Genomic DNA, 23,306 nt, shown 5'->3' with positions numbered 1-23,306 from the left:
TAAATAACAGTAATAGATCAAAACTGGGGATCGCGGTCAAGAGGTCTGTCGCACTAACATTTGTAAACGATCACTGGATCACATTGTTTTAATTCTGAAATTGGCTGCGGAATGACGGTTGGATATATTGACTCTGACTTATATGGAAATTAAAGAATGCAATCACTCTCACCAAAGCTATCATCTAGAATCGCAGAAATCCCTTATTCTGTATTCGCAACTAATGTTCGTAACGTTAGTGGTTATATAGCAAAGTTTTTTACATTTGATCTAAGGAATGATGTCAAAAAAGGAACGACAAGTGGCTTTATGGGATTTGGTGGAATGACATCAGATTTTGTAGCGATAGGTCGAGGTAAGGGCGAGTTTGCCGATACTTTAGTATTTTCCTTCCGAGGCACTCAAGCAAACATCGGCGACATTATGACCGATGGAAACATTGGGATATCAGGTACCTCATCCGGTTACAGGGTACATGCAGGTTTTGTAAATCTCTTCAATACGATAAAGCCACAACTTGCAGCATACATCGCTGGTTATTCGAAAAAGAACATGAAAGCACCGAAGGCAGTACACTGTGTAGGTCATAGTTTAGGTGGTGCTCTTGCTTCATTAGCGGCAGATTGGGTGAAGAGTCAGTACGGCTATAGCGCACACCTATATACTTTTGGCGCACCAAAAGTTGGCTTTAAACCATACGCAAGAAGGGAGTTAGATTCTTCATATCGCTGCACTCATGGTGCAGATCCAGTTCCGATGTCTCCTCTTTGGCCATTTACTCACGGTGGTATTGAGTATCAGCTAGATGGAAGTTCTGGCATCTACTTCTGCGCTCATGGACTAGGAAAAAAATCTGTTCCGGGTTATGTCAATACCGCTACAAGTAATGAGTGGTCGGCACTACAACCCAAATCTCAAACTTACCTAGAACGCAACGTATTTCTTGACTTCAACAATAGATATAATGCTCGAATGACTGATGGTTGGGTAAGTAAAATAGTCTCTTCAATTTTGACCTTACTAAGAATTTCAGGTCTGGGTCATATAATACAACAAATAGCAACCGTAGGCCTTACTGCTTGGGATCAACTAGCTAAAGCTATGGCGTACATTTCAAAACTAAAAAACGAGTATACAGAACACGTCCGCGGTATTTTAGGTCACATGAATGTAATGTCAGGTAGCGCAGCGATCGACCTATCGAGTATTACTTATAGAGTGATAAAACTTTGTTTTTCGAGACTAGTAAGAAGGTTAGACAGTCATGTTAGAAATGCTCTAAATATAGTAGAGTGACAGTAAAAGACACTAAAAATTATTCTAAAAACTGCTCTATTAGCCTCAACTAGATTGAGCTCAAAAAAAGCGAAGCTATTTAGGCTTCGCTTTTTATTAGGGCTTAGAGTTGTTAACAATATTAAAATCTATATTCCATACCTAGCGATGCTTGGTTAAAATCAGTTTTTGTGTTTGCACCATTCGCTACGTTCTCAGCATTCAGTTCTACGTCATACCACATATATTCTGCGTTAACTAAGAAGTTATCAGTAACTTTAAAACCAACACCGGCACCAGCGAATACACCTTCGTCATCTTTGTTGCCTTGGAAGCCCGCAACGTTGTAATCCGTCGAGTACCACATTTGACCGCCTTTTGCGTAAAGATCGACACGATCAGCAATAGGGGCTGTAACTTTTAGTGCTGCGGTGTAACCGTCCGTTTCGGCATTTGCTAAGTTATTACCATAGCTACCAAAATCAATGTAACCGCCCTCTAACGCTAAGTAAGGGTTAAAACGGTAACCAACCAAACCTTGAATAGCATCACTGTCATCATCAAAGTCATCTTGTCCATCAACTTTTAAGTAACCATAATTGGCGCCGACATAAACACCATGATCTTTGGAGTCCGCTGCGTGAGATAAAGTACTAAACGTTGCTAAAGAAAAAAGGCCAATCAAAGTAACAACATTGCTTTTCATTTCGTTCTCCTAATATAAGTGCCATTGAAAGTTCGAATTATACAAAGCAAATGCAATGCCAATTTTAATTTAATGAAAAACATCTTCTACTTTATAAAAAATGACATTATTTTGAAATTAAAACAACAAAACTAAAAGTTATACCGTTTTATTTACCTTGAGAAAACAATATTAGATTTGTGTAAATACTAATGATGTAAAACATTCTATTTTATTTGTAGTTTTTTCAAAAGATAGGAGAAATCAATAAACAAACCCCAATCATCAATTATTTACATACCCATTATATTTAGGATTCTTAATTTTTGGTCTGGATTCTTTATGAACGAGTAAGGAAGGTAATCACACATCGGCTTTTTCTCTCTTTGCTTCAATAGGTAAATCTCCTACTCTGTGAAGAGGCTATCTCCATGGGACTGAAGTATGTTAAAAGGCAGTGAGTACCCTTCTATCCGAGCATTAAGGACGTTTGTCGCGGTTGCAAATTACCTCAGCTTCTCTAAAGCGGCGGATGCCCTATGCATTACACAAAGCGCAGTAAGCAAACAAATCGCCGCGCTTGAACAACTAGTGGGCTTACCTTTAATACAAAGAGGCTCGAATGGTATTGAGTTAACTGAGGAAGGAAAACGCTACCTACCGCAAGTCACAGAAGCACTAGAACTTATTCAGAATGCAACCGCTAACTTAATCCAATCAGATTCAAAGCAAGAATTGCTCACCGTGGATGTTACTCCTTCTTTCGCTAGCCTTTGGTTGGTACCTCATATTGATGACTTCCACCAGCGACATTCCAATATCCGTGTAAGAATCTGTACCGGAGATGGGAACGTCAAAGGTTCAAGCGGTGAAAGCGACTTGCATATTCGTTGTCTTCCATTGTCCACGCATTATGAATACAGCCACTTACTATGCGAAGAAATACTGCTATTGGTCGGTTGTACTAATACTCCTGCACTCAAGAATGTGCACGCTGTTAGCGACTATCCGCTGATACCTCAAATCACTCGCCCTCAATTGTGGGAGCAATTTAAGGCTGCGCATGCAGTAGAATCAACCGTTACCTATCACTCTGTAGGCTTTGAACATTTTTACCTAGCTTACGAAGCCGTCAAAATGGGAAAAGGACTCGCCTTACTTCCTGATTTTATGGCGCAGAATTCTATTTTAAGAGGGGATATCCAACGTATTCTCAACCTATCTTTACAGAGTGGTTATGGTTATTACGTGATGATCCCAAATTATCGCCTATCGGCTAAGAAAGTGGCGGCGTTTTACGAATGGTTGAAGAGCAAACTAAGCTAATATTGTTTTCTTGAAATGCTTTTGGTAACCCAAAACAACTCAAAGACTTCAGTATCTGTCTGCTCCAAATTGTGGCATTCTCATTAACACTGTTTCAAAAGGATAAATGGATTGAAAGATATGGACAGCAATTCGCCCAAACTCTCATTACGTACCATTGAGCCAACGGATTACCCTGAGCTTGCAGAACTAATGGACTTAGTGTTTCCTGATGTTGGCGGCTCATGGCCACGGCTGACGATTATGGATCTCATTCATCAGTTTCCTGATGGCCAAATCTGTATTGAAGATAACGGCAAAATAGTCGGTGCAGCGTTAACCATTAAAGTGGACTACAACCGCTTTTCTCTTCCTCACCTGTATACCGACATCATTACCGAAAACAACGTCATACAGAATCAAGTAACCGGTGATGCAATGTATGGTCTCGATGTATTTGTCCACCCAGACTATCGAGGGCTACGTTTGGGTCGACGTTTATATGATGCGCGTAAAGAGCTTTGCCGTAGTAAGAACTTCAAAGCCATTTTAGCCGGTGGTCGCATTCCTAATTACCACCAATACGCAGATGAACTGAGCGTTGCAGAGTACATCGACAAAGTAAAACGCCGTGAGCTTCATGACCCTATTTTGTCTTTTCAGCTTGCTAACGACTTCGATGTAAAACGAATCATGCGCGGCTACTTACCAGAGGATAGCGCTTCTAAAGGTTACGCGACACTGCTGGAGTGGGATAACTTTTTCTACGAAGAGGATATTCAATCCGTACACGATGTAGAAAAAACGCTGATTCGGATTGGTGTCGTACAGTGGCAAATGCGCGCGATGAATGACCTGGAGGATTTGCTCGATCAGGCTGAGTTCTTCATCTCTTCTCTTGCGAACTATAAAGCCGATTTCGCCCTATTTCCTGAGTTCTTTAACGCACCGCTGATGGGCTTGCAAAACGACAAAAATTCCGTTGAAGCAATCCGCTTTTTGGCTAGCTTTACAGAAGAGATCAAAAACCGTTTCTCGCAGATGGCGGTCACCTACAACATCAACATTATTGCAGGCAGTATGCCCGTTATCGAAGATGGCAAACTGTATAATGTGGCCTACTTGCTGCAACGAGATGGTGAAATTAACGCTCAATATAAAATCCACATCACGCCTCATGAACAAAGAGACTGGGTGATCGACGGTGGTGACAATGTTCAAGTGTTCGAAACCGATGCGGGCAAAGTCGGCATACTGATTTGTTATGACAGCGAATTCCCTGAATTGGGAAGAATGTTAGCAGAACAAGGCGCACAAATTGTATTCGTTCCTTTCTGGACGGACACAAAAAATGGCTATCAACGAGTACGAATTTGTTCCCAATCGCGTGCCATTGAAAACGAATGCTATGTTGCAATTGGTGGTAGTGTTGGTAACTTACCTCGTGTTGATAACGTGGACATCCAGTACGCACAATCTGCCGTATTCTCACCGTCGGATATCTACTTCCCGCACGATGCGACCTTGACAGAAGCAAGCGCCAACACCGAAATGATGATCTTCGCCGATGTTGATTTGACTAAGTTGAAGCAACTTAATACCGAGGGTTCAGTAACCAACTTACGTCACCGACGCCTTGATTTGTATGGCGCATTTACTAAAGCTAAAGAGTCATAATGGTGTGCCTTATTCGCCGCCACACGGGAGCGTGGCGGCGAATAAAACAAGCAGCAGATTGATTCCGCACAATAATCAGAGGCATGTCAGTTTTTCTCAGCGGTAAGAAACAAGAATTGACCCAGTAGGACATTCGGAGTATCACTCCAACTTCGTTCCGCTTTTATTAGGGGAAAGCTTTTGGAACACATTAACGAACTTCTCATGTCAATGAAGCCTTTGCTCGAGCAATACGGCTACTTGGCGCTGATTGTCAGTATATTTCTAGAAGGGATAGGTGTACCGATGCCTGGTCAATCGCTGATGATCGCAGCATCTTTGCTCTCTTCAGAACAAGTCATGAACCTAAGTATGGTTATGATGGTATCGTGGCTAAGCTGCTTTTTTGGGAATACCTGTGGTTACCTAATCGGGTATTACTTTGAAGGCTGGTTGGATAAAAAAGGCTATATCTCTGGCCCGAAGATGCAAACACTTCAACTGACTATCCAGAAATACGGCCCTACGTGCTTGGTCGTCAGTCGCTTTATTGAAGGAATGAAGCAATTTATGCCTCTTGCGTGCGGTATCGCGAAAATGCCACGTAGAGAGTTTTTGCTCGGTAACGCCCTCGCGGCGACGGTTTGGGTATTGGTATTCAGCTTGTTAACTCACTTTGCATTTGAACATTTAAGCGTGTTGAGCAACCTGTACACCGAATACAAATATCTGGTATGGGCATTTGCTGCTGTCTTATTTACGTGGATGGTTTTAGGTATTGTTAAACGCAAAAAAGCCAAATCAATGCAATAACGACAGCCTCTTCATTGGCGCATAACTAAAGCTCTTGGTATCAGTGAGATACGTAATACGAGCTTTTATCTTTTTCTTTACGCGCAAAATTTAAACAGCCATTTAGACGTCTAGACGTTGACAATGCGTAAATGTGATATTAGTCTGCTCTTCTCTCTTATTATTAACATTGTCGTTTACATGTCCGGTTCCCAACAAACAACTAAAACAGTTGCACCTTCTGCGGTCGCACTGATCCCATTGATTGTATTCCTTGCGCTGTTTATTGGCGTAGGCACTTACTTATCTTTGCAAGGCGTTGAATTTGCCTTCTACCAGCTGCCTGCACCCATCGCGGTATTACCAGCCATCATCATTGCGTTTCTTTTAAGTAAAGAGAAACTTAACCGCTCAATCGAACACTTCATGCGTGGTGTTGGCCACCCAGACATCATCGCAATGTGTATGATCTATCTGCTTGCTGGTGCCTTTGCTGCTGTAGCAAAAGCCTCTGGCGGTGTTGATGCAACGGTGAACCTTGGTTTATCCGCAATTCCAACCAGTATGATTTTACCGGGCATTTTTCTGATTTCTGCTTTTATCGCAACAGCAATGGGCACTTCGATGGGTACCATCGCAGCCGTTGCACCCGTAGCGTTAGGCATTGCTGAATCAGCCGGGATGAGCTTACCGTTAACCGCAGGCGTTGTGCTGAGCGGCGCTATGTTTGGTGACAACCTTTCTATCATCTCTGACACCACGATCGCAGCGACACGCTCTCAAGGTTGTGAGATGAAAGACAAGTTTAAAGAGAACATTCGTATTGCTTTGCCTGCGGCGTTGATCGCGATTGCAGTGTTCGCTTTCAACAGTACAGCGACTCAAGTGCCTGCAACTGGCGATATTGAGTGGCTAAAAGTCTTGCCGTACATCACTATTTTGATCCTAGCGGTATCTGGTGTGAATGTGTTTGTGGTTCTGTCGATTGGTATCCTTTTGGCTGGCGGCGTGAGCTTGGCATCGATTGACAATTACGGACTGACTAATCTAGCCCAAGACGTTTATAAAGGCTTTGGTAACATGCAAGAGATCTTCTTGTTGTCCATGCTAATTGGTGGTTTGAGTGAACTGATGCGTCGTCAAGGCGGCCTTGCTTTCCTAACCAATTTCGTTAGCAGCCTTATCCACGCGTTTGGCTCTAGCCACTCTAAGCATGCCAACAGCCGCGCGAGTGAGCTAGGTATCGCAGGCTTGGTGTCGATGGTCAATGGCTGTACGGCAAACAACACCGTAGCCATCATTGTATCGGGCAGCGTTGCTCGCCAACTGGCGGAAGAGAATAATGTCTCTCCTCGCCGCTCAGCAAGCTTGTTAGACATTTTCTCATGCGTGGTGCAAGGCGTGTTGCCTTACGGCGCTCAAGTGTTGCTGCTAGGTTCCGTATTCAACCTATCGCCAATTGAAGTGGTTGCTAATTCTTACTACTGCTTTGCATTAGCGATAGCTGCTGTTGTTGCGGTGTTTATCAAACATCCCGCACGTCAACCTGTAGTGCAAACTGAGAACTAGCGACAAATACCGAAAAGGCTCCGATGGAGCCTTTTTACTTTCTTCTTTATTTTCCTTGCCGCGAACAGATTTACTTCAAAACTGAACGCAAGCTTTGCGCACTGTGTAAAGGAATCGCGAAGCAATGCGCCACATCGCGTAGAGCTTCCACCTGAGCCGCATTACTGATTGCTAACTCGCCTGTCACATCGAAGTGGTTGTTCTCAAACCCCACTCTCACATCTAATCCAAGTAACATCGCACTCGCTAAACAATCTTGCTCTCGCGCGCCAAAAGCACAAATGGCACATCGAATTTCTTCCTCGACAAAACGCGCCAAATTCAAGCCTCGTAAATCCCATGGCGAAGACTGTTGAGCTTGGTGATAACGCCCTAACACCACTAATGCATGCTGATGCATTTTAGGTAACACACCTGCATCACGCAGTTGGAAATAACGTTCAATGTCGGTTGCATCGTAGAGAATAATTTGGCTCACGATGTTGTTTTTAGCCACCCAATGGAAAAAGGCATGCCCTTCTTTCTCACTTGCGCGATCGGGGATTAACTCCCTCAATGCGAAAGAAGCCGCTTCTGGTTTCACAGCTTTAACTAACGCCCTCTGTTGTGCCGGAGAATATAAACCCACCGCCTCTGTGGTGAGCTGAACCATCATGTTTTCTCCCACCGCTTCTTTCACGGCATGGTAAATTGCCATGTTGTCATCGATGACTAATGAATGACGTCCCTTGGCGTCTCTAGCATGCAAATGGATCATGGCAGCCCCTGCTGTTTGACAAGCGATAGCCTCTGCAACCAGTTCGTCCGTTGCCATAGGTAAGTTAGCGTGATCATGCTTGGTTTTTCTTGCGCCGTTTGGAGCCACGATAATGGCGATAGGTTCTCGCAAATATTGGTTTGCTACTTCCATGTCTCCGCCACCTCTTTTAACGTCAGTGAGAGTTTGCCGACTAGTTCATCAATATGATGAGACTGAATAATGAATGGCGGTGCGAGCAAAATATGGTACCCATTAACGCCATCAATCGTTCCGCCCATTGGGTAGCACATTAAGCCATTTTCCATTGCTCGCTGTTTGATGCGTTTGTCTGCCAATGTGGCTTTACTCAGAGGCGACTTGCTTTCTTTATCCGCCACCAGCTCAATGCCAAAAAACAAGCCTTTACCACGAATGTCGCCAATGTACGGTAAATGGGCCAATGCAGAAGTAAGCTCATTACGCAGCAAAACACTTTGCCGATTCACCGCCGTTAATAAGTCATCTTGGAAGATGGTTTCAATTGTTGCCACGGCGGCTGCGCACGCCACAGGGTGCGCCATAAAAGTATGACCGTGTTGGAAAAAACCGCTTCCATCAGCAATAGCTTGATAGACTCGATCATTCGCAACCACCGCGCCAATAGGTTGATAACCCGCACCAAGCCCTTTAGCCATACAAACCAGATCGGGCTCTGCCTCTTCTTGCTCAAATGCAAAAAAACTGCCACTTCGCCCAACGCCACACATGACTTCATCCAAGATCAATAACACATCGTATTGGTCGCATATTTCGCGAATACGTTTGAAGTAACCTTGAGTCGCTGGCACAGCTCCAGCGGTGGCTCCCACAATAGGCTCGGCGACAAAAGCCATTACATTCTCAGCCCCCAACTCAAGAATTTTTGCCTCAAGTTCATTCGCCGTTCGCAATGAGTAATCCAATTCCGACTCATGAGTCTGCTGATACCGATAAGCATAGCAAGGGGCAATGTGATGGCTCGGATGCAAGATAGGCTTGAACGGTTCACGTCGCCATTCATTACCACCGACCGCCAGAGCTCCCAACGTATTGCCGTGATAACTTTGCTGACGCGCGATGAATTGCTTCTTCTCTGGCTTACCTGATTCCACAAAATACTGCCGCGCCATTTTTAGTGCCGACTCCACCGCTTCTGACCCGCCACTGACTAAATACACATGGTTGAACTGCTCAGGCATATACTGACAAATCAATTCCGCTAGTCGCTCACTGCTGTCACTAGTAAAAAATCCAGTATGAGCAAACGGCACTCGCTCGATCTGTTCCAACATGGCTTTTTTAACGGCGTGATGACTGTGGCCAAGGTTTGATACCGCAGCACCACCACAAGCATCGAGATATTGCTTTCCATGCTTATCGAATAGATAGACACCTTCACCTCTATCGATGATTGGCAGCGTGGCATGACAATGACGGTGAAATACGTAAGACATTTGAGTCCCTTCCAATGTATAAGATTTGCACACATCATCAGGAACAACCCCAAACGTGACAAGGGAATAAATTTCACCCTCTATGAGCTTTTGGAATACCACAAACCAAAAGCACCAAAGCATTTGATATTTAAATAATAAAATAAAAATAGGCCAGCTTTTTTAAAGGCTGGCCTATGGGTAACCCAAAGCTAAAAACAGAATCGTTTACGCGTTTAGCGCCTGTTCTAAATCGGCTAGAATATCGTCAATGTGTTCAATACCCACCGATAAACGAATCATCTCTGGAGACACACCAGCTTGTTTTTGTTCTGCTTCGCTCAACTGACGATGGGTCGTCGAGGCGGGATGACAAGCCAATGATTTTGCATCGCCAATGTTCACCAAACGCTTAAAGATTTTCAGAGCGTCATAAAAGCGCACACCTGCGTCATAGCCGTCTTTTAAACCAAACGACAAAATCGCAGAAGGCTTACCTTTCATGTATTTTTCGGCGAGATGGAAGTGATCAGAACTTGGCAATCCGGCATAACTTACCCAGCTGACTTTGTCATTCTGTTCCAAGAACTCAGCCACTTTGAGAGTGTTCTCGGTATGGCGCTCCATACGCAGCGGTAACGTTTCTAGCCCTTGCATAAGCATAAATGCATTCATCGGTGATAATGCCGATCCGGTATTACGCAATGGTACGGTACGCGCACGCCCGATAAATGCCGCCTCACCAAACGCTTCGGTATACACCACGCCGTGGTAAGAAGGTTCTGGTTGGTTGAAAACGGGAAAGCGGTCTTTGTGCTGCGCCCAAGGGAATTTACCGGAATCCACAATCACGCCACCTAATGTGGTGCCATGCCCACCAACGTATTTAGTGAGAGAGTGAACGACGATATCCGCACCGAACTCGATGGGTTTGCACAGCACTGGCGTCGCGACGGTGTTATCCACAATCACAGGCACACCTTGTGCGTGAGCAAGCTCCGCCACACGTTCTAAATCAATGATATTACCGGCTGGGTTACCAATGCTCTCGCAGTACACCGCTTTGGTATTTTCATCAATTAACTCAGCCAAACTTTCTGGTTTGTCATCTTTGGCAAACTTCACCTGAATCCCCTGATTTGGCAGCATGTGCGCAAACAAGGTGTAAGTACCGCCATAAAGTTGCGGCGTAGAGACGATGTTATCGCCCGCTTGTGCTAACGTCAGAATCGCATAGTTAATCGCTGCACTCCCCGCACTCACGACCAACCCGGCAATGCCGCCTTCTAACGCCGCCATGCGTTTTTCCAGAACATCGTTAGTCGGATTCATGATGCGAGTGTAGATATTCCCCGGCACTTCCAAGTTAAACAGATCAGCGCCGTGCTGCGCGTTATCAAACTCGTACGCGACCGTTTGATAAATCGGTGTCGCGACAGATTTAGTGGTAGGGTCAGTTTCGTAACCAAAATGGATGGATAGCGTTTCGTCTTTCATGTTCTTCCTTGAGCGTCATCGAGATAAATCGTGGACTTATCATGCCGACTTTTTAACCACAGAACCTCGTTATGGGTCACATTGTCCAAGTCCAGAAACGTTTATGAAATGGGAAAAGGTAACATTTTTGATATTCATCGATAGGTATAACTTGCGCTTGATTGAAAGTCTTTAATCTTGTTGATAATCCTCCTTCAATATGAACTAAAGTGAATTTGACCTATTGAGTTCTCAAACTCATTGAGATGGGAGCAATAGGCAAAAAACTTACTCTGTATGGAGATGACCGATGAACAAAAACTGGATCCCCATTGCCCTATCTGGGCTTGCTTTAACGGGGTGTTTTTCTGAAGAAGCGAAAGAAGTAGAAGCCGTCGCCGAGCCACTCAAAGTAACCGCCGCAGACAAAATTTATTATGGTGGCGACATCCTAACCATGGCAGGCGATAAACCAGAGTACGCCGAAGCCGTCGCGACATTAGGCGAGAAAATCATTTATGTCGGCAGCAAAGATGGAGCGATGGAACACAAGTTCGGTAAAACACAGTTGGTCGACTTAAAAGGCAAAACTATGTTGCCTGGCTTTGTTGATCCGCACAGTCATGTGTATGGTGTTGGTCTGCAAGCCATGGTCGCAAACGTGCTGCCATCTCCTGATGGCGAAGCCGATACCGTTGCGAAAATCATAGAAACTCTGAAAAATGCCGAGAACAATAATACGCAACGCCTATTCATTGAGAAAACCGGATGGATTTTAGGTTTTGGTTACGACGACGCCCAACTGGATTACTACCCTACCAAAGCGGATCTCGATAAAGTCAGCACAGATAAGCCTGTATTAATCATCCATACTTCGGGGCATTTGAGTGTCGCAAACAGTAAAGCGTTAGAGCTAGCAGGCATCACATCAGAATCGGAAGATCCAAAAGGTGGCATTATCCGCCGAATGGAAAACAGCCAAGAACCAAATGGGGTCCTAGAAGAAAACGCGCACTTTGCAATGCTGTTCAACCTCAATAAGTTGATTGATTCAGAACTTCAAGATCGCATGTTAGAAGCCTCGCAAGGTATGTACGCGAAATATGGCTATACCACGGCTCAAGAAGGACGAGCAACATCAGAAGGTTATGAAGCGATGAAACGCGCGTCGAAAAACGACAAGTTGATGATCGACTTGGTTGCGTACGCCGATATGGTATCGAGCAGCGATTTTATGGACTCGGAATACAACACGCCAGAGTACACAAACCATTTCCGCATCGGTGGCGTAAAGCTGAACTTTGATGGCTCTCCACAAGGTAAAACGGCATGGCTAAGTCAGCCTTACTTCCACCCTCCACATGGACAAGATAAAGACTACGCTGGCTACCCAACCTTTGAAGATCAACAAGCTTACGATTACGTAGAAACGGCCTTTAAAAATGAATGGCAAGTGCTGACGCATGCCAATGGTGACGCTGCGATCGAGCAATTTATCAATGCGGTAACCAAAGCAAATGAAAAGCTAGGAAAGCAAGACCGCCGACCTGTACTCATTCACGGCCAAACCATGCGCCAAGACCAAGTGGATCGCTTAGCTGCGCAAGGCATCTTCCCTTCTCTATTCCCAATGCATACTTTCTATTGGGGTGACTGGCATGTGGACTCGGTACTCGGCCATCCTCGTGCCGATTTCATTTCACCAACCCAAGCGGTGAGAAAGGCGGGGTTAAAATTCAGTACACACCATGACGCACCTGTGGCGCTGCCAAGTTCATTCCGAGTATTGGATGCGACCGTCAATCGCACCACCAGAACCGATAAAGTACTGGGGCCAGATCAGCGCGTTGACACGTACACCGCGCTGCAAGCCATGACCATTTGGCCGGCTTACCAACACTTTGAGGAGTCGTATAAAGGTTCTATCGAGGTGGGTAAGAATGCGGATTTAATCATCCTCGATAACAACCCGATGAAGATTGAACCTAAGGCGCTAAAAGACCTAAACGTGGAAGAAACTATCAGCCGAGGCGAGTCGGTTTATCAACGACAGTAATCCAAAATAAAACACCGCCGTCATCGAGGCGGTGTTTTCTATCTGACTCACCAAGCACTATATCTATTTACTCTCCACTTGCTGTAATAACCAAGTACGAAACTTGTTTGTGGACTGGCTTCGTGTGTTCATGATCAAGTAGTACCCTGCATTGGCTGGAACCGGCTGAAAGGGAGAAACTAAACGCTCTGTCGTCAATTCATCCTCAATCAGTGCCATTCGTGCCATCGCAATCCCAACTCCTGCTTCCGCCGCAGACATCGCCATATCCGTTCTATTGAAAAAGTGTCCAACATCGGTTTTAAAGTCTAATCCCATTGCTGACGCCCAATATAGCCACTCATAGTCACGCGTCGCTTTTTCCCATGGCATCGCATCGTGTAGTAGCGTCGCCTCCTGCCATTTCTTCACTGACATTGAGGATTCTTGTTCATCAAAAGGCACTTTTAGCCAACCATGATCCTCAAGGTACTTCGGACTCATTACGGGCAGCAGTTGCTCATCCAAAATCAACTCCGCGTTAGCATTTCGGTAAGGATGAAGACCATAGTCTATCGCGACGTCATAATCTTTTATCTCACTATTCACTAACGCCCCTTCCGCGAAGATTTGCACTTGGATATCCGGGTTCTCGTGATGAAAACTTTCCAGCTTTGGGACTAACCATTTAAAAGCAAAAGAAGGCGTTAATTTTAAGCGGATCTCATTGGTGTGCTTTTCTACTTTGAGCTCATCAAGCAGTTTGCTCAGCTCAGAAAAGTGAAACTGCGTTGCTTGGTGTAACTGAGTGCCTTTAGCGGTTAAACGAATACCGCGGGAATGGCGTTCAAATAAAGTAAAACCTAATAACTCTTCCAAATGAATAATTTGTTGGCTCACGGCTCCCGTAGTGAGGTGCAAAAACTTAGCCGCGCCAGTAAAGCTGCTGTGTTCCGCGACTTGGCTAAACAGACACAAGCCACTGATTAAATTACTTCTCATCCTTGAGCCTATAGTTTTTCTAAACACTGTATGTAATTTATATCGATTGTTAACAAAAGGTAAGGAAAAGAAACTAACCACTCAGATAAATGTGTGGAGTACATCAATGGAAGTCATCGTATTAGGCAGCGGCGTCATCGGCTTAACCTCTGCTTGGTATTTATCTCAAGCAGGCTATCAAGTTACTGTTATTGACCGTCAACCAAGCAGTGCAATGGAAACAAGTTTCGCCAATGCTGGGCAGATCTCGTACGGCTATTCTTCGCCTTGGGCTGCGCCTGGTGTTCCTGTTAAAGCCATAAAGTGGTTAATGGAAGAGCATGCTCCACTCAAAATCAAACCAACCCTCAATGCCGATATGATCAGTTGGGCAAGTAAGATGGTGGCCAACTGCACCCTGTCTCGCTACCAAGTCAACAAAGCTCGCATGCTTTCGATAGCTAACCACAGTCGTATGTGTCTGGAACAATTACGTCAAGAACATGCCATTGAATATCAAGGTCGCCAGTTCGGCACCTTGCAAGTATTTCGAACGTCTCAACAGCTGCAAGCCATTGAAAAGGATATGCAGCTTCTAGAGCAAAGCGGGACTCGGTTTGAGTTGATGGACGTAGAACGCTGCATTGAACAAGAACCTGGACTGGATCTTGTGAAAGATAAACTGGTTGGTGGCTTGCACCTGCCAGATGACGAAACAGGAGATTGCTATCAGTTTTGCCAACAACTAACAGAACTCGCTAAGGCCCATGGCGTGAGGTTCGAGTTCGACACCGAAGTAAGCAATTGGGTTACAGTAGGCAAAAAGATCATAGGTGTCCAAACGAATCGAGGACAGTTTAAAGCAGACCAATATGTGGTTGCCTCTGGCAGCTATTCTACAGCGCTACTCAAGCAACTCGACATTGAGATTCCTGTCTATCCAGTAAAAGGCTATTCGCTCACCATCCCAATGGAAGATGAGCACTTCTCTCCTCGCTCTACTGTGATGGATGAAACCTATAAAGTCGCCATGACTCGGTTTGATGACAGAATTCGCGTAGCGGGCACCGCAGAATTAGCAGGGTTTGATGCCTCCCTTCCGCAAAAACGAAAAAACACCATCGAAATGGTCATCCGTGATCTTTTCCCTCGCTGCGGCGACTTTAGCCAAGCCGAGTTTTGGAGTGGCTTTAGACCAATGACGCCTGATGGCACACCGATTATTGGCGCAACTAAATACGATAACCTTTTTACTAACACCGGACACGGTACTCTGGGTTGGACTATGGCTTGTGGTTCTGGTCAATTACTAGCGAGCATTATGGCTGGTGAAAAAGCGAAAGTGATGAATGACACAGAGCTTAACCTTTGCCGTTATGCATAAGGACATATCTGCATAAAAAAACAAACAGGCCTTTACTCCACAAAATGCATATTATTTGGCATTTTTAACTCATCAAATGTGCAGCACATTTTAATGACAATGTGCTGCATATTTAATCATCAGACAAATCTTCTACCTCAAAGGAGCAAATAAGCAACAAGAACTAAATTTTAACAATCACTCTCCATTCTGTGTTCACCATCACGCTACAAAGGATTTATAGCCAAAAAAGTTAACATTTGCATTACATAAAGGGTAATGTATTGTGTGAAAAACAACCACAAACACAACTAACAGGGAAAATACTCATGCAGTCATTAGTTGATTTTCTGAATGGAATTATTTGGAGCCCGGTACTGATCTATTTGTGCCTTGGTGCAGGTTTGTTCTATTCAATCATGACGCGTTTTGTACAAATTCGTCACTTCTTTGAGATGTGGCGCTTATTACTTTCAGGGAAGAGTTCAACAAAAGGGATATCATCATTTCAGGCACTTGCTGTTTCACTATCTGGCCGTGTAGGTACAGGTAACATTGCTGGTGTTGCTGCCGCTATCGGTTTTGGTGGACCAGGCGCCGTATTCTGGATGTGGGTCGTTGCCTTCTTTGGTGCGGCAACCGCATACGCAGAGTCGACACTTGCGCAAATCTATAAAGAAGAAGACGAAGGTGAATTCCGTGGTGGTCCTGCTTACTACATTGAAAAAGCAATGGGACAAAAATGGTACGCTTGGATCTTCGCTATCGCAACCATCTTTGCATGTGGTGTTCTACTTCCTGGCGTTCAATCGAACAGCATCGGTAACGCAGTAGAAGCAGCATTTGGCTCAGGTGACATGATTGAAACCGCTATTGGTACCTTCAGTTTTGCTAAAATTTTCACTGGTACGGTTGTCTGTGTCATTCTGGCCTTCATCATCTTCGGTGGCGTAAAACGTATTGCGAACTTTACCCAAATCGTTGTGCCATTTATGGCGCTGGCTTACATCATCACTGCATTTGTCATCATCCTTCTAAACATTGGTGAGGTTCCACGCATTTTCGGCATGATCATTGGTGACGCGTTCACACCAATGGCAGGTGTTGGTGCGGCAATCGGTTGGGGTGTAAAACGTGGCGTTTACTCCAACGAAGCAGGTCAAGGTACTGGTCCTCACGCAGCAGCTGCAGCGAGTGTTGATCACCCAGCTCAGCAAGGTCTTGTTCAATCTTTCTCTATTTACATCGATACACTACTTGTGTGTTCGGCAACCGCGTTTATGATTCTTATCACTGGCGCGTACAACGTAAATGGTGCAGTTGAAGGTACGTTCCTAATTCAAAACCTACCGGCTGATATTGGTGCGAATGGTCCTGTATTTACGCAAATGGCGATCGAAAGTGCACTACCTGGCGTGGGTAAACCATTCATCGCAATCGCACTTTTCTTCTTTGCGTTTACGACCATTCTAGCTTACTACTACATTGCAGAAACGAACATTGCTTACATTCGTCGTACATTCAAAGTAAATGGGCTGATGTTTATTCTGAAAGTCATCATTATTTCATCAGTGTTCTACGGAACCGTGAAAACCGCCAACTTAGCCTGGGCGATGGGTGATGTAGGTGTAGGTCTAATGGCATGGCTTAACATCGTCGGTATTTTGATCATCTTCTTTATGTCGAAACCAGCTCTCAAAGCATTGAACGATTACGAAGAACAACAAAAACGTGGTGTGACCGACTTTACATTCAACCCTGTAGCGCTAGGCATTAAAGGCGCAGATTACTGGGAAGATAAGTACAAGCGTAAAACGGGTAAGGCACCAACGGCAGACAACAGTACTACAGAAACTGTTGAACAACCATCAACATAGCCTTAACGCATAAACAAGAAAAAGCAGTGGTCCGTTTAAGGGCATAAAAAAGGGGATTAACCATTGGTTAATCCCCTTTTCTGCATTATGTGTAAAGGATTAAGCAGCGACAGCTTCAACTTTACGAGCGATTTTTGCTTTACCTACAGGTAGAACTTCACGACCAAATTCGTTGTTTAGTACTTGTGCCATTGCGAAGTAAATCGCGCTTGCACCACAGAAGATACCTTCGAAACCAGCGATAGCACCGATCACTTCACTACCAGTAAAGTCACGAGCTGCGAGTAGGAAGAACAAGATAGTTAGAGAACCAAATACCACTTGCTTCGCTGTTGGGTAGCATAGAGAACCAATGAACATGAAACCAGTGAAGATGCCCCAAAGCGCTAGGTACCAACCCATAAAGCTTGCTGGGCTTGCAGGAAGACCCATGTGAGGCATTACGATCAAGCCTACTAGTGTTAGCCAAAATAGACCGTAAGAAGTAAACGCAGTTGTGCCGAACGTGTCGCCGCGTTTAAAGCACATGATGCCAACGATTACTTGGCTAAGGCCACCGTAAAAGATGCCCATCGCTAGAATCATAGAGTCAATTGGGAAAAATCCTGCGTTATGAATATTGAGCAGAATAGTGGTCATACCGAAACCCATTAGACCTAGCGGTGCTGGGTTAGCCAGTTTTGTCGACATGTACAAATACCTTTTTTCAAAAATGTTGATAAAAAATGCGCGCGAATTTTAATGGGCCCCAGAACAAAAGAGAAAAACTGTTATTGAAAACTTAGATTCCATAAATAAGCAACCGCTCAAATAAAAAAAGACCCCGCTAAAAAGCAGAGTCTTTATAGATGGTTAGACTACTTTTCAATCAACTACAGGCAAGAGATCTCGTCCCAGAACCAGTTACTTTGCGTTGGGCTTTCCCACACTCCAGGGCCGTTTTTTGCGACAAAGCATTTGTTTTGGTACGTCACTTTATCGCCGTTAGCGACTTGCGTTACGCCCGGCTCCCACTGAATAAAATTACCTGTCACTGGTGGTTCTGGCTCGGTTACTGGTGGCTCCGGTTCTGTGACGGGCGGCTCTGGCTCAGTCACTGGTGGTTCAGGTTCCGTTGTAGGCGGCTCTGTCGGAGTGCCTGAGACCAGCTTCCACGGGTCGCCTTTCGTTGGCTCATTACCTTGTGACCACCATTTCGCTTCGTAAACAGCACCTTGGTAAGAGACTTGATCACCAGTGTTGTACACTTTGCTTGCATCCCAAGCTGCCACGCCACCTACAGGCGGATCGACCGGATTTACAGGATCTAACTTGTCAACCACACGAACTTCAGGCCAACCCGCATGAGATTGGTAGAAGTTAGTTACGCACTTCTCGTAATCACCCGCAACTAGCGCAGAGTAAGCCGTTTGGAAACCAACCAACTCACATTCAAACGAATGGCCTCCAGGGCGATCTGAGTAGTATTTCCAGTTACCATCCCAGTTGGTGTAAAGCACGTCTGTCGCACCATTTAGGTTCAGACTGCCGTAAGGCGTCTGCTGCCAACAAGTGTTTGTTTCATCAGCTTCAATTGGAATTTGATAATGGGCGGCAAGACCTTCCCAATAACGAATACGGTTAACAGGTTGACCTTTATCCTTGTTTTGCTCACCACACTCAATACCACCATTGATCACGTTGATGGTGGTACCAAAGCCGTAACCAATGCCAGCATCAAGCTCACGCTGTGAAGGCACCCAAGTACGGTCAATCACATGTAGCATTGCAGGTTTCGGTGCTTGTGGAGTTAGGAAGAACCAGATAGCCGATGCTAAGTTCAACCATGAATCCGCAACCAAGCCTGGATTTTTTAGCAATACAGATGCATCACCATCAAACATCACTTCAGAGAACGCGCCATAGTTAAAATGGTAAGAAAGCTGTTTAGCACCACGTCCAAAGTAACCTTGTCCTGGTTCACATGGCCAACGCTTATTTTGCCAGTCATTCTGACCACAACCGGTCGTGTAACCTTCTTGACCTTCTGACCAGCCCATTTCACGCACATGAACCAAAGCTTGCTGCCACTCTTCCAATCCAAGAGGGTTATCCGATACGTTATCAATCGAAATATGACCACCAGTTTCCTGCGCAAAGTGAGCAAAGGCTGTCACGATCGATTTTTTACAAATCGCATCCGAATCTCGACCATCCGTGTACTCACCACAGAATGCTGGGAACTTACCAATTGCACGTAGGAAACGCGTGTAAGTGTATTCAGGTGCCGCCATTTGAGTCAGGAAGTCCCACTCACTTTCAGGGAACACACGCTCTACACGCTTCACGTTTTCTGGATTGGTTGCCGCTCCAGGAACAATCGCCTCCACCACTGAGTTCGGGCGCGTCTCTAATGCTTGTGACCAAATGGCATACATAGGGTCAGAGGTTTTGCTTTGCTCTACGGCTTGAACGTCACCACGAGCAATGACATAACCGTTTGGATTCTGCGGATCGGGCTGGATATTCATACTCGCATTCGCTTGTGCAGCTAGGACACAACTCAATGCAAGAGGAAGATGTTTGAGTGCAAACATGTCTAGTCTCCGGATTTTAACAATACAATATACAAGGAATAACTAGACATATAGTGGATCATATATACAAAACGCCGAGCTAAGTGCTTTGATTCTGCGAGACAAAATGAATAAATAAGTCCTCGCACACATTTTGTCACAAGAAAAATGTTACCTTGACTCAAAAGAAAAGCGGAGACCCAATGAGCCTCCGCTTTATGATATTTCTATCTTTATTGTTCTGCCGAAACCACGTCTAGCTGCGCGGTTGATTTTTGTTTAGACAACACAAAATAAACCACACACTGAGCAACAATAGCGGCAAGCACAATCACTGGCGAGGCGTTGATTCCAGCTAAAAGGAAACACCCTAATGCAATCATTCCATTGAGTAATGCGTAAGGCAACTGTGTACGGAAGTGCTCATACTGCTCACACCCAGCTCCTGTTGACGACAAAATCGTAGTTTCAGAGATTGGCGAGCAGTGATCGCCAAACAGGCCACCAGATAACACTGCACCAATACAAACTAACAAAGGAGCATCAATCGCGACGGCCGTTGGGATCACCAATGGCATCATGATGGCAAATGTCCCCCAAGATGATCCCGTAGCGAACGAAATAATACCAGCAAGCAAAAAGGCGACTGCTGGCAATAGCCAATACGGGAAACTGGCTTGAGCTTGTTCAGCAATATATGCAGCTGCACCTAATTCTTTCCCAACCGAGCTAAGTGCCCAAGCCAATACCAAAATCACGGCTACAGACATCATGTTCGACATCCCTTTTAGGTAAACCTGAATGCCATCAGAGAGTTTTCTTACGCCATAAAACGCCATCAGCGCAATCAAAGTAAAGGCTGCGAAGAAATATGCCGAAGAAAGTGCAGCCCTGAACGTTGAGCCTGCTACTTTTTGAAATGGAAAACCGTGTGGTACGAGGATGGTACATAGGACCACCAGCATAACGAGCAAAGGCGCCCAGACAAAACTGGATTTTGCATTTTTATGCGTAAACACATTCATCGATTCCTGAACTTTTCCAAAGTCGGAACCCTGCTCTGCTAGTTGTTCAGCCTTCGCCATCGGTCCGAAATCTAATTTGAAGAAAGAGACAATCGGCACAATCGCGATCGCAAGAAAGGCGTAAAACTGATACGGAATCGCACCAATGAAAGCATCCCAGTCACTCATAGTGACATTCAGGGCAGTAAACTCTTTTTGAATCAACCCCATGATGTAAACACCCCATCCGATAAAAGGAATCAAGATTGCGACCGGAGAGGAAGTCGAATCGATAATAAAAGCTAATTTTTGGCGTGATACTTTTAGCTTATCAAATAAAGGCCGGAACACCGGGCCAACAATCAAGGGTGTACCAAGGTCAGAGAAGAAAATAACCACACCACCGAACCATGCGGACAGTTGAGCTTGGCATTTACTCGCCACCCATTGAGTAACCTTTTTAGCAAAAGCAACACCACCACCAGACTTTTCCATCAGCGCAACGAAACCACCAATGAACACTAATAACAAAATCACACCAGCGTTGTAGCTATCGGTAAGTTGCGGCAGTAGATAGCTTTTCATCAACGCACTAAACGAGTCTAGTGGTCCTTTTTCGACAAATGTCCCTTCAAGCATAGCGACGCCACTGACCACACCAGCGAATAAACCAACGACGACATTTCGCGTCGTCAGAGCGAGGAAAAGAGTAATAAGGATGGGAATGAGAGAGGTAACTTCAGCCTGTTCCATAGCAATACCATTTATAATATTTAAACAATTAAAATGAATATATATTTAATTTTATCGCATGTATATATCTCCTATAAAAAAGTTGAGTCCCCTCTTCACAAATTTGAAGCACAAAAAAACCAGCCCGGAGGCTGGTTCTTATAAACTCAACAGTCTAGAGGAAAATTATTCCCACTCGATTGTCGCTGGTGGCTTACCAGAAATGTCGTAAACAACACGAGAAATGCCATCAACTTCGTTGATAATACGGTTAGATACCTTACCTAGGAAGTCGTATGGTAGATGCGCCCAGTGTGCCGTCATAAAGTCGATGGTTTCTACTGCACGCAGTGATACAACCCAGTCGTATTTACGGCCATCTCCCATTACACCTACAGATCGAACTGGTAGGAATACCGTGAACGCTTGAGATACTTTGTCATATAGGTCTGCAGCGTGAAGCTCTTCAATGAAGATAGCATCAGCACGACGTAGCAAGTCACAGTATTCTTTCTTGATTTCACCAAGAACACGAACACCTAGACCTGGACCTGGGAATGGGTGGCGGTAAAGCATGTTATAAGGCAGGCCTAGCTCTAGACCAATCTTACGAACTTCATCTTTGAACAGCTCACGTAGTGGCTCAACAAGACCCATTTCCATTTCATCTGGTAGACCGCCCACATTGTGGTGTGATTTTATCACGTGCGCTTTACCAGTCTTAGATGCCGCAGACTCGATTACGTCTGGGTAGATGGTACCTTGCGCTAGCCATTTTGCATTTTTCAGCTTTTTCGACTCTTCATCGAATACATCTACGAATACGTGGCCGATTGTCTTACGCTTCTCTTCAGGGTCAGACTTGCCTTTCAGTGCTTCAAGGAAACGATCTTCTGCATCAACTTTGATGATGTTTAGGCCGAACTTATCGCCAAACATATCCATCACTTGTTGACCTTCATTTAAACGAAGTAGACCGTTATCAACAAATACACACGTTAGCTTGTCGCCAATTGCGCGGTGCACCAGCATCGCAACAACAGATGAATCCACACCACCAGATAAGCCTAGGATAACTTCGTCGTCACCCACTTGCTCTTTAATGCGAGCAACCGCGTCTTCGATGATAGATTCCGATGTCCATAGACGCTCACAGCCACATACGCCAAGAACAAAGTTCTCAAGCATTTGTAGGCCACCTTTTGTGTGTGTCACTTCTGGGTGGAACTGAACGCCGTAGTATTTCTTCTCTTCGTTCGCCATCGCAGCATAAGGACAAGTGTCTGTCTCACCAACTTTTACGAAATCGGCTGGGATCTCTACTACTTTGTCGCCGTGGCTCATCCAAACGTCTTGAGTTGCTTCAAGATCTTTAAATAAGGCACATTCACCAGAAACTTTAACCTGAGCGTAGCCAAACTCACGTTCGTTAGAGCCTGCTACTTTGCCACCTAGTTGTTCCGCCATAGTTTGCATGCCGTAACATACACCAAGTAAAGGAACACCAGAATCAAACACATATTGAGGCGCGCGTGGAGAGTTCTCTTCCGTTACGCTTTCTGGACCACCAGATAGGATAATGCCATCTGGGTTGAATTCGCGAATATCCGCTTCTTCTACATCCCAGCTCCATAGTTCACAGTAAACGCCGATTTCACGTACGCGGCGTGCTACTAATTGAGTGTACTGAGAACCGAAGTCCAAGATCAGAATACGTTGGTCATGGATATTTTTAGTCATTTTGAGCAGTCTTTTTAAGGCTAAGTGATTAAAACCGAGGCGAGTGTACT

The 23,306-nt window shown here is 44.9% G+C and carries 17 protein-coding genes; 8 read left to right on the top strand and 9 right to left on the bottom strand.

The genetic code is table 11. The features are described 5' to 3' along the window. Nucleotides 1-156 precede the first annotated feature (156 nt). Entirely contained in the window at nt 157-1,296 is a 1,140-nt protein-coding gene (locus tag NL643_RS19985) for a lipase family protein (protein ID WP_253645034.1), read from the top strand. A 121-nt stretch (nt 1,297-1,417) separates the two neighbouring features. Here NL643_RS19985 and NL643_RS19980 read toward each other — a convergent pair whose 3' ends face one another. Beyond that, nucleotides 1,418-1,981: a porin family protein gene (locus tag NL643_RS19980; RefSeq protein WP_253645033.1), complete on the bottom strand. Its 564-nt coding sequence runs from the start codon at nt 1,979-1,981 to the stop codon at nt 1,418-1,420. Between the two features lie 423 nt (nt 1,982-2,404). On the opposite strand from NL643_RS19980, the gene NL643_RS19975 reads away from it, so the two are divergent. From NL643_RS19975 to NL643_RS19960, 4 genes are all read left to right on the top strand, one after another. Next, nucleotides 2,405-3,286, top strand: a complete 882-nt coding sequence (locus NL643_RS19975) for a LysR family transcriptional regulator (RefSeq protein ID WP_253645032.1) — start codon at nt 2,405-2,407, stop codon at nt 3,284-3,286. Between the two features lie 120 nt (nt 3,287-3,406). Continuing rightward, nucleotides 3,407-4,942, top strand: coding sequence for a bifunctional GNAT family N-acetyltransferase/carbon-nitrogen hydrolase family protein (locus tag NL643_RS19970; RefSeq protein ID WP_005391488.1), 1,536 nt, complete (start codon nt 3,407-3,409; stop codon nt 4,940-4,942). 204 nt (nt 4,943-5,146) lie between these two features. Next, complete coding sequence (locus NL643_RS19965) at nt 5,147-5,734, top strand: DedA family protein (protein ID WP_005391489.1); 588 nt, start codon at nt 5,147-5,149, stop codon at nt 5,732-5,734. Between the two features lie 180 nt (nt 5,735-5,914). Then, complete coding sequence (locus NL643_RS19960) at nt 5,915-7,282, top strand: Na+/H+ antiporter NhaC family protein (RefSeq protein WP_186437868.1); 1,368 nt, start codon at nt 5,915-5,917, stop codon at nt 7,280-7,282. 70 nt (nt 7,283-7,352) lie between these two features. Here the strand turns inward: NL643_RS19960 and NL643_RS19955 are convergent, their stop codons facing one another. The 3 genes from NL643_RS19955 to NL643_RS19945 form a co-directional block, all read right to left on the bottom strand. Next, entirely contained in the window at nt 7,353-8,192 is an 840-nt protein-coding gene (locus NL643_RS19955) for a 3-keto-5-aminohexanoate cleavage protein (RefSeq protein WP_253645031.1), read from the bottom strand. Beyond that, nucleotides 8,183-9,514 carry an aspartate aminotransferase family protein gene (locus NL643_RS19950; RefSeq protein ID WP_253645030.1) on the bottom strand — a complete coding sequence of 444 codons (1,332 nt, stop codon included), beginning with the start codon at nt 9,512-9,514 and terminating at the stop codon, nt 8,183-8,185. Before NL643_RS19950 ends, NL643_RS19955 begins: the two co-directional genes overlap by 10 nt. Before the next feature lie 207 nt (nt 9,515-9,721). After that, on the bottom strand, nt 9,722-10,990 hold the full coding sequence (locus NL643_RS19945) for an O-acetylhomoserine aminocarboxypropyltransferase/cysteine synthase family protein (RefSeq protein WP_047010179.1): 1,269 nt from the start codon (nt 10,988-10,990) through the stop codon (nt 9,722-9,724). A 289-nt stretch (nt 10,991-11,279) separates the two neighbouring features. Here NL643_RS19945 and NL643_RS19940 point away from each other — a divergent pair, with 289 nt between their 5' ends. Beyond that, on the top strand, nt 11,280-13,025 hold the full coding sequence (locus NL643_RS19940; RefSeq protein WP_164666628.1) for an amidohydrolase: 1,746 nt from the start codon (nt 11,280-11,282) through the stop codon (nt 13,023-13,025). Between the two features lie 63 nt (nt 13,026-13,088). Here the strand turns inward: NL643_RS19940 and NL643_RS19935 are convergent, their stop codons facing one another. Continuing rightward, nucleotides 13,089-14,006: a LysR substrate-binding domain-containing protein gene (locus NL643_RS19935; RefSeq protein ID WP_139059734.1), complete on the bottom strand. Its 918-nt coding sequence runs from the start codon at nt 14,004-14,006 to the stop codon at nt 13,089-13,091. A gap of 106 nt (nt 14,007-14,112) precedes the next feature. Here NL643_RS19935 and NL643_RS19930 point away from each other — a divergent pair, with 106 nt between their 5' ends. After that, a complete protein-coding gene (locus NL643_RS19930) occupies nt 14,113-15,369 on the top strand; it encodes a D-amino acid dehydrogenase (protein WP_164666627.1) in 1,257 nt (418 codons plus the stop codon). Between the two features lie 308 nt (nt 15,370-15,677). Continuing rightward, nucleotides 15,678-17,225, top strand: coding sequence for a sodium:alanine symporter family protein (locus NL643_RS19925; protein WP_012842106.1), 1,548 nt, complete (start codon nt 15,678-15,680; stop codon nt 17,223-17,225). Between the two features lie 99 nt (nt 17,226-17,324). Here NL643_RS19925 and NL643_RS19920 read toward each other — a convergent pair whose 3' ends face one another. From NL643_RS19920 to guaA, 4 genes are all read right to left on the bottom strand, one after another. After that, entirely contained in the window at nt 17,325-17,915 is a 591-nt protein-coding gene (locus NL643_RS19920) for a GPR1/FUN34/YaaH family transporter (protein ID WP_005391518.1), read from the bottom strand. 182 nt (nt 17,916-18,097) lie between these two features. Next, a complete protein-coding gene (locus NL643_RS19915) occupies nt 18,098-19,801 on the bottom strand; it encodes a chitinase (RefSeq protein ID WP_253645029.1) in 1,704 nt (567 codons plus the stop codon). 212 nt (nt 19,802-20,013) lie between these two features. Then, nucleotides 20,014-21,537 (bottom strand): Na+/H+ antiporter NhaC family protein, encoded by a 1,524-nt coding sequence (locus NL643_RS19910; RefSeq protein WP_253645028.1) that lies wholly within the window; start codon nt 21,535-21,537, stop codon nt 20,014-20,016. 165 nt (nt 21,538-21,702) lie between these two features. After that, the gene (guaA, locus tag NL643_RS19905) at nt 21,703-23,256 is read right to left on the bottom strand and encodes a glutamine-hydrolyzing GMP synthase (RefSeq protein ID WP_005391523.1); all 1,554 of its coding nucleotides are present in this window, start codon (nt 23,254-23,256) and stop codon (nt 21,703-21,705) included. Between the last annotated feature and the right edge of the window lie 50 nt (nt 23,257-23,306).

This window comes from Vibrio sp. Y42_MX_L11, assembly GCF_024181785.1.
GTDB lineage: Bacteria > Pseudomonadota > Gammaproteobacteria > Enterobacterales > Vibrionaceae > Vibrio > Vibrio diabolicus.
This window is presented reverse-complemented; position numbering and strand designations above follow the sequence as displayed.

Coding starts and splice junctions, on each gene's coding strand:
- NL643_RS19945 (WP_047010179.1), bottom strand. CDS start 10,990: ATGAAAGACGAAACGCTATCCATCCATTTTGGTTACGAAACTGACCCT.
- NL643_RS19975 (WP_253645032.1), top strand. CDS start 2,405: ATGTTAAAAGGCAGTGAGTACCCTTCTATCCGAGCATTAAGGACGTTT.
- guaA (WP_005391523.1), bottom strand. CDS start 23,256: ATGACTAAAAATATCCATGACCAACGTATTCTGATCTTGGACTTCGGT.
- NL643_RS19950 (WP_253645030.1), bottom strand. CDS start 9,514: ATGTCTTACGTATTTCACCGTCATTGTCATGCCACGCTGCCAATCATC.
- NL643_RS19985 (WP_253645034.1), top strand. CDS start 157: ATGCAATCACTCTCACCAAAGCTATCATCTAGAATCGCAGAAATCCCT.
- NL643_RS19935 (WP_139059734.1), bottom strand. CDS start 14,006: ATGAGAAGTAATTTAATCAGTGGCTTGTGTCTGTTTAGCCAAGTCGCG.
- NL643_RS19925 (WP_012842106.1), top strand. CDS start 15,678: ATGCAGTCATTAGTTGATTTTCTGAATGGAATTATTTGGAGCCCGGTA.
- NL643_RS19910 (WP_253645028.1), bottom strand. CDS start 21,537: ATGGAACAGGCTGAAGTTACCTCTCTCATTCCCATCCTTATTACTCTT.
- NL643_RS19965 (WP_005391489.1), top strand. CDS start 5,147: ATGTCAATGAAGCCTTTGCTCGAGCAATACGGCTACTTGGCGCTGATT.
- NL643_RS19980 (WP_253645033.1), bottom strand. CDS start 1,981: ATGAAAAGCAATGTTGTTACTTTGATTGGCCTTTTTTCTTTAGCAACG.
- NL643_RS19970 (WP_005391488.1), top strand. CDS start 3,407: ATGGACAGCAATTCGCCCAAACTCTCATTACGTACCATTGAGCCAACG.
- NL643_RS19955 (WP_253645031.1), bottom strand. CDS start 8,192: ATGGAAGTAGCAAACCAATATTTGCGAGAACCTATCGCCATTATCGTG.
- NL643_RS19920 (WP_005391518.1), bottom strand. CDS start 17,915: ATGTCGACAAAACTGGCTAACCCAGCACCGCTAGGTCTAATGGGTTTC.
- NL643_RS19940 (WP_164666628.1), top strand. CDS start 11,280: ATGAACAAAAACTGGATCCCCATTGCCCTATCTGGGCTTGCTTTAACG.
- NL643_RS19960 (WP_186437868.1), top strand. CDS start 5,915: ATGTCCGGTTCCCAACAAACAACTAAAACAGTTGCACCTTCTGCGGTC.
- NL643_RS19930 (WP_164666627.1), top strand. CDS start 14,113: ATGGAAGTCATCGTATTAGGCAGCGGCGTCATCGGCTTAACCTCTGCT.
- NL643_RS19915 (WP_253645029.1), bottom strand. CDS start 19,801: ATGTTTGCACTCAAACATCTTCCTCTTGCATTGAGTTGTGTCCTAGCT.